Genomic DNA, 6,516 nt, shown 5'->3' with positions numbered 1-6,516 from the left:
ACAAATGGGTAGCCAACAAGGGCAACAAATGGGTAGCCAACAAGGACAACAAATGGGTAGCCAACAAGAGCAACAAATGGATGGTCAACAAGGGCAACAATTTCATTAAAAGCATTTCGAACAAGCCAAAAAACAACCAATTTTACGTATGTTATATAACAATAAGCAAACTCCAATTTCTTTTTGTTAATTATTATATACGATGAATTGTAATATCAAGTGCGACAGTTAAATGAAAACATAAAAAGCCCATACTCGCTTCGTGTAAAATAGAAGTTACCACACCACCTTTTTACACGGAGGACGAGTACGGGCTATACCCAACTACATTTGAGCGAGGTAAACTAGAAGCACTTCATCGGACAGGATATTCCACAAGGGCTATTGCAAAACAACTTGGGCGCCACCATTGCAAGAGAGTTGGGACGCAATTCAGAACCGAAAAATAGCCAGTCAGCACAATTAAAGTACACAGGTCGGCGTCTATTTGCCATCCCAAGGGAAAGTGGACCCAACAAATGGCTGATAGGATTCAGGAGAAGCTCCAGCTCACCTGGTCCCCTGAACAGATAGAAAACGGAATGCCTGACGAAAGCGTCTCGTTCAAAACAATACAATTGTCTTTACCGGGGGCTTGTCACAAAGGTCAATCTCTCAATGTCCTTCGGCAAAAGGGCAAACGCCAAAAACCGAGGGAGACACGCTGGCGTTTCAATGTGGATACTTCCATCCAGAAAAGGCCGCAAGAGGTAAGAGAACGAAAAGTCTTGGCCATTGGGAGCTGGACACGGTTGTATCGTGTCGTGGCAAAAGCAAAGGCTACATGGCTACGTTCATAGAAAGAAAAGCGTGCTTCTATAAGGCGATTGTCATACCGGACAGAACTTCGACATCTATGGAAGGTGCAATCAAGCATGTTTCCTCCCTGTATAAACAAAGAGCTTTTAAGACCGCGACCGTGGATAGAGGAAAAGAATTTGAGTGTTACAAGCAAATTGAAAAAGATTTGCCCATATAAGTTTATTTTGCCGATCCCTATTCCTCCTGGCAGCGAGGCAGCAATGAAAATGCGAATGGCATTTTACGTGAATTCTTTCCTAAAGGGACGGATTTGGCGAAAGTTACCCAGATAGAGGTAGATCGGGCATTGCATCTGATTAATCATCGCCCTCGTAAATGTTTAAACTGGAAAACCGCACACGAAGCGTTTTATGAAGAACTGTCGCACTTAGATTGACAAACTGTCATATTTTACATCTTTCATTAGTATTAATCAGTATGAAAGACAAGTTGGTAAGGAGGAGAAGTAGAATGAATCAAACTTATGAAGAAAGTGCATTGTTTGAACATAAATTTTGGTTGAGAGTTCTTGGGGATCATGCACAGTTTCTTTTAGATGCTTTAGCTCCAAAAGAGACTGAAGATATTCAGAGAGCCATATATTTTGTAGAGAAATTTGATAAATATTTAAATCGTATTAATACAGTCAATTTAATAGAATTCGCAAAAGATGCTAAACAAATGGCAGAAGAGATTCGGCAATTTAAGTTGAGTATTTTACAAAAACAATTGGAAGGAAAAATTGTTATCCACTTTACCCCAACTTTCATTAATCATATGGTAAATGAAGTAGAAGAATATATAACAATATTAGAATATTTAATAAAAGGAGCGGTACCACCTGTTTTTCATGAATTACATTACCATCTTGTTTGGTTAACAGATGCGGCTGGTCATGCTGGTTCGATTTCAGGTGAATTAGATCTTGTAGAGAAACGATTGAAAGAGAAGAGTGAGATTTACGCTAAACATTTTGAGCAGTTTTATTTAAAAGCTGTTGAAATGACGGGATATTTACGCACAGAACTTAAACATTTTCCAGCATTGAAGAGGTTTACGAAAGATGTTTCATTAGAACTGAATTTATTTTCACATTTTCTTCATGAAGTAGAAGAATTAGAATTGTCTGAGCAAATATTAAGTTCATTATCAGCGAGAATGGCAGACCATATGGCAAGAGAGGAATGTTATTATTTATTAAAATTAGCCCAATCATCGGGACTAGAGATACCGAAGTGTAACCCTCTTTAAGGAGAAAAAAAGCCGCAATTATGGGGCTTTTTTCGTTTATTTCTTCTTTTTCTTTTTATATGGTGATTCCTAATAAATAATGAATAATAAATCTGTTGAACCCGATTGATAGCATTAAAAATATTTTTTGCTAAAAGATTATTTTTTTAATTTCAAATCATAATTCCTACTGATTTAGCAAAACATAGGATTGATGTAAAAAAGGAGGAACAAAGTATGCAATTGGCTACACATGAATTACGTGCAGGCTTTGTTGTTTCTGGCTGCGTCATGATCAGCGGTATATAGCTGCTCTTTTAACTTTACGCTGTGAAATCCGCACAAATGAATTTCCATTATTAGTTAACCATGTCGGCAGAGAAGCTGCTTATTTTGCCAACAGATTAATAGAGCTCAATGAAGGCAAACTGACTTCCCCCAACCTGACACCATTATTGAGGAAAATCTATTCTTTTTAAAGATTATGGCTGACCATGCCAAATTTATCGGACATCTTTTAGATCCTTCAGAAAGAAAGCTAGTGGAACAGGCAAGAGAATTTAGCCATGATTTTGATCAACTGGTTTTCCAGGCGGTTGATTTGGACTCTATGCGACCACAGTCTGAAAACTGTTCCAATCCTGGATCAATTCTTGGATCAAAACAGAGTTTCAGTTGCTTCATTAAGGGATTTTAAGAAAAAAGCAAGAGATTTAATAGAGGCTTGTCGTATTAAAAGTAATATTCATCCACTCCTTGCTGATCATACATTTAGAGAAGCTGGGAGATTTTTGGGGATTATAGATTTATTTGAGGCTCATCTTTCAAGCCCAAAGCAGTAAAATAAATCAATTCAGCTGCCATACAAGGCGGCTTTTTTGTTTTACGTTTGAACCATCAAGATGGAAAGCCACGTGGATTGCTCCTTCGTTGGAAATTTATATTAAAGGTTGGATTATTGGAGAACTTTCTATTTAGATAAAGGGTTCGTTAATTAAGCTAATGAGATTTAGTTGAAAAAGAGGGGTCCCAATCTTCCCTTTTAATTTTCTCGCTTAACCTTAGTGAGAGGGATATGTATGTTATTGGAGAACTTTCTGAAGTCTGATTATTTCCTACACATTAATTTTTTTAAAGGATACTTTGAAGAAAGAATCTGATCGTCATACACTTCATTTATAACCAGTAAGGATTGTGTAAAGGACGTCTTAACTAAGCGTTATTCAAAAAACAGGCCCCAGTCCAAATCCAAATGGGGTTTTTGTCCAAACAAAATGTTATCCTCCGAATAGACTTAAAGTATACAAATGCAAAGGAGGGAAATGATCAATGAGTAATGTTTGGAGAAACGAAAATATCTTTGGGAGAAGAGAGCATTCCAGAAGCAATTCCAACCGTGACGTACGTAGTAACGTGGATGTAGATGTAGACACTGAATTTGATGCTCGAGTAGACAATGAAACTGATGTTAATTTAAAGGACAAAAATACTAACATTGCAAGTGCTCGTATTAATAATAGTGGAAACTCTAGAATTGACTTAGACATTAATGTTGATAGTGAATCACGTGCTAGAGTACGCTCAAGGGCTGAATCCGATCAGGAACAAGAACAAGAACAGGACTAAGAAGGTTTTAATCTTAGGGGTACTAGTCTCTACGGGATACTAGTACCCTTAAAAGAATGTTAGGAGAGGCATACATGCAGAAACCAGTTGGAAATAAACTGAATACAATGATTGGACATAGTGGAAATTCAGATGTGGACCTAACAGTAAATGTAGAAATCGATACAATAGCTATTGCATACGGTATGTTATGTAGTTTATATGCTAAAGGTGAATTAACTGATTTGGAACTAGAAAAGGGAATTCAGAAACTTCATAAATTGATTGAAAGAGATAAGAAAAGAAAGAAATTTAATAATAACTCTTACAATCAAAGCACTCCGAAATTATTTAATTCTCCCGAACAAAATACAAGAAGAAATTGGTTATTTTAGTCTTTTTCTTCTTTACATAAAAGATATTTTTTAATCAAAACTGAATAGAAGAAAATCACGTCACGGGTGAAAATATCGGGCTTCGATTTTCACATCAAAGGTCTCATTAATATTAAATAGGAGTGTAAAGGATTGTACTTACACTAACGGATGCGTTGATCCAAGTAGGATTAATGCATTTTTTTGTTGAACTTCTTATTGAACAAACGGGGAGTTGAACAAGGAAGGAAGCTAGATATTTTATTTAAAAAATTCAAACATTTCCAATAAATAATATTGTTTATTAATAATAGTACAGGTATGATTAAGATAGAGATGTAATGGAAGGGGAATTAAGATTCTACATGTGGAAAACCCTGTAATGAAATAATTAATAAAAATAAATAGTGCTTTTTCCCATATTTTTTATGGGAGTAGTACATTTATTTATTTGAATTAAAATCATTTAAGGGGATGGCGGTGTGGAGTTATAAATATCCGTTAACACTAGGCAGATACCTTTGTGGGTCTGATTTTTTTATGGAAAGAAACATCTCTTTTACCCATATCGCAGTATTCCTCTTTAAACAGGGGGAAATATAAAGATGACTCATATACAAAATAAAATTGCTCTAATTACTGGAGCAAGTAACCCAAGAGATATAGGGACAGCTATTTGTCGTAAATTAGCTTGTAACGGAGTAGATATTTTCTTTACGCATTGGAATTCTGAAGCTGCGTGGATAGAAAAATTCCAGCAAGAAATTACTAATATGGGAGTCCTTTGCGAAAACATAAAAATTGATTTATCAAATGCAAATGCTGCATTTCATATACTTGATTCAGTGCAAACAAAACTAGGCTTCCCTTCGATCCTGGTCAATAATGCAGCTCATTCTACCAGGGATTGTTATTTAGAATTAGATGCTAAAATGCTTGATGAACATTATTCAGTAAATATGAGGTCCACTTTCCTTCTTTGTGTGGAATTTGCTCGTCGTTTTGAAAAATCTAATTTAGATACAGGAAGAATAATTAATATGACATCAGGACAAGAATTAGGTCCAATGCCCGGCGAGTTAGCTTATGTAGCAACTAAAGGAGCCATTTCAGCCTTTACCAAGTCAATATCAGTAGAACTTGCACCATTAGGAATTACGGTTAATGCTGTAAACCCAGGACCCACAGATTCAACCTGGATGAACGCTGAAATAAGGCGGTGTCTATTACCTAAGTTCCCAATGGGACGTATTGGACAACCAGAAGATGTAGCAAGAATTATTGCTTTTCTTGTTAGCGATGAAGCAAAATGGATAACTGGTCAGATTATTCATTCAGAAGGCGGATTTATTCGAAGTTAACCAAGAGATGTAAAAACAACAATAATATTAGAGAGGCTGTACCAATGTATTACAATATACATTGATACAGCTTTTTTTGATAATGAGTTCTTCTTGAACTAACGGGTGCGTGGATTCCAGGAAGGATTAACACCTTTTTTGATGAATTCCTTATTGTGCTAATGGGGCAGTTTACCGGAAGAAGGAATATCATTAGAATGGATTGAAAGAAAATACAAAAAAGAGGTAAAGAAATGTTTGCTTATAAGTATAAAAGATTAATGAGGGATTTTATAAATGAAACAATTACTGTTGAGGATTTTGAACGTGACTACCTAAATACATTTAAAAATGAGACAGAAAGAATGGATAACACGCTATTCGGAATCTTAAACGGAGTTTTTGAAGCAGTTGATTGTTATTGGCACGAACGTCTTCGTGGACAAGAAACTGCATTTGAAATATCCGAACAACAACTGAGAAAAGAAGTAAGTGAAGCGTTGGTTAAATTTAAATAGTTTATTGAATAACCCCTAAATTTTATTCGACTAAGTGCGTCACTTTGTTCCTAAAATTATCCTTGGATACACCATTATTCCAATATTCAAATGAAAATTAAAACTGACAACTACGTAATTTGGAGAAAATAAGAGAAATCGAGAGATTTTCCTTTCTTTATTGAGTAAGGATTGTTTAATAACTACCAAGCCAAAAGGAGAGATGCTTAATGTCTAAAAATAAATTTAGGCACCCTCCTTTTGTTAATTTTATGAACGTCCGTTAATGAAAAACAATTGAAATAGCACTATATACCAATAACAATGCCATAATTATATTAAATAATTGTCTATACTTCGCTAAAAATTTTTGAAAAATAGAACCAAATAAACTCCAAAATGATGAACTCATTAAACCAACAATCCCTAAAAAAAGTGAAAAAATAAAGTAACTAAAGTAAGAAGTGTAATAAGGCAATATGAAGGTTGATACTACCGTTATACCGTAAAGAATACCTTTTGGATTTATAAATTGTACCAATACACCTATTATGAAAAGATTTTTATCATTACCTTCATTTCTTTCAATATTATCGTGAGAGCGTAAAATATCTTGTGTAAATGAAAAAT

At 35.0% G+C, this 6,516-nt stretch carries 6 protein-coding genes and 2 pseudogenes; 7 read left to right on the top strand and 1 reads right to left on the bottom strand.

Going from position 1 to position 6,516, the window contains the following annotated elements; genetic code table 11:
- Window positions 1-269: 269 nt before the first annotated feature.
- From D1970_RS19960 to D1970_RS19930, 7 genes and pseudogenes are all read left to right on the top strand, one after another.
- Window positions 270-1,237, top strand: a pseudogene (locus D1970_RS19960) (IS30 family transposase).
- Between the two features lie 74 nt (window positions 1,238-1,311).
- Window positions 1,312-2,091, top strand: coding sequence for a DUF2935 domain-containing protein (locus tag D1970_RS19955; protein WP_119114616.1), 780 nt, complete (start codon window positions 1,312-1,314; stop codon window positions 2,089-2,091).
- Window positions 2,092-2,414: 323 nt separating this feature from the next.
- Window positions 2,415-2,912: pseudogene (locus D1970_RS19950) on the top strand (DUF2935 domain-containing protein); the annotation flags it as partial.
- Window positions 2,913-3,399: 487 nt separating this feature from the next.
- Window positions 3,400-3,696: a hypothetical protein gene (locus D1970_RS19945; RefSeq protein WP_119114615.1), complete on the top strand. Its 297-nt coding sequence runs from the start codon at window positions 3,400-3,402 to the stop codon at window positions 3,694-3,696.
- A gap of 74 nt (window positions 3,697-3,770) precedes the next feature.
- Entirely contained in the window at window positions 3,771-4,070 is a 300-nt protein-coding gene (locus D1970_RS19940; RefSeq protein WP_119114614.1) for a hypothetical protein, read from the top strand.
- A 584-nt stretch (window positions 4,071-4,654) separates the two neighbouring features.
- A complete protein-coding gene (locus D1970_RS19935; RefSeq protein WP_119114613.1) occupies window positions 4,655-5,410 on the top strand; it encodes an SDR family oxidoreductase in 756 nt (251 codons plus the stop codon).
- A gap of 233 nt (window positions 5,411-5,643) precedes the next feature.
- Window positions 5,644-5,907: a colicin immunity domain-containing protein gene (locus D1970_RS19930; RefSeq protein WP_119114612.1), complete on the top strand. Its 264-nt coding sequence runs from the start codon at window positions 5,644-5,646 to the stop codon at window positions 5,905-5,907.
- A 262-nt stretch (window positions 5,908-6,169) separates the two neighbouring features.
- On the opposite strand, the gene D1970_RS19925 is transcribed toward D1970_RS19930, so the two are convergent.
- The coding region (locus D1970_RS19925) for a LysE family transporter (protein ID WP_182478598.1) at window positions 6,170-6,516 on the bottom strand (347 nt) is incomplete at its 5' end.

It is taken from the genome of Mesobacillus zeae (assembly GCF_003570705.1).
GTDB lineage: Bacteria > Bacillota > Bacilli > Bacillales > Cytobacillaceae > Mesobacillus_C > Mesobacillus_C zeae.
Note: the sequence above shows the minus strand (reverse complement) of the source record. Positions and strands in the feature narration are given on the sequence as shown.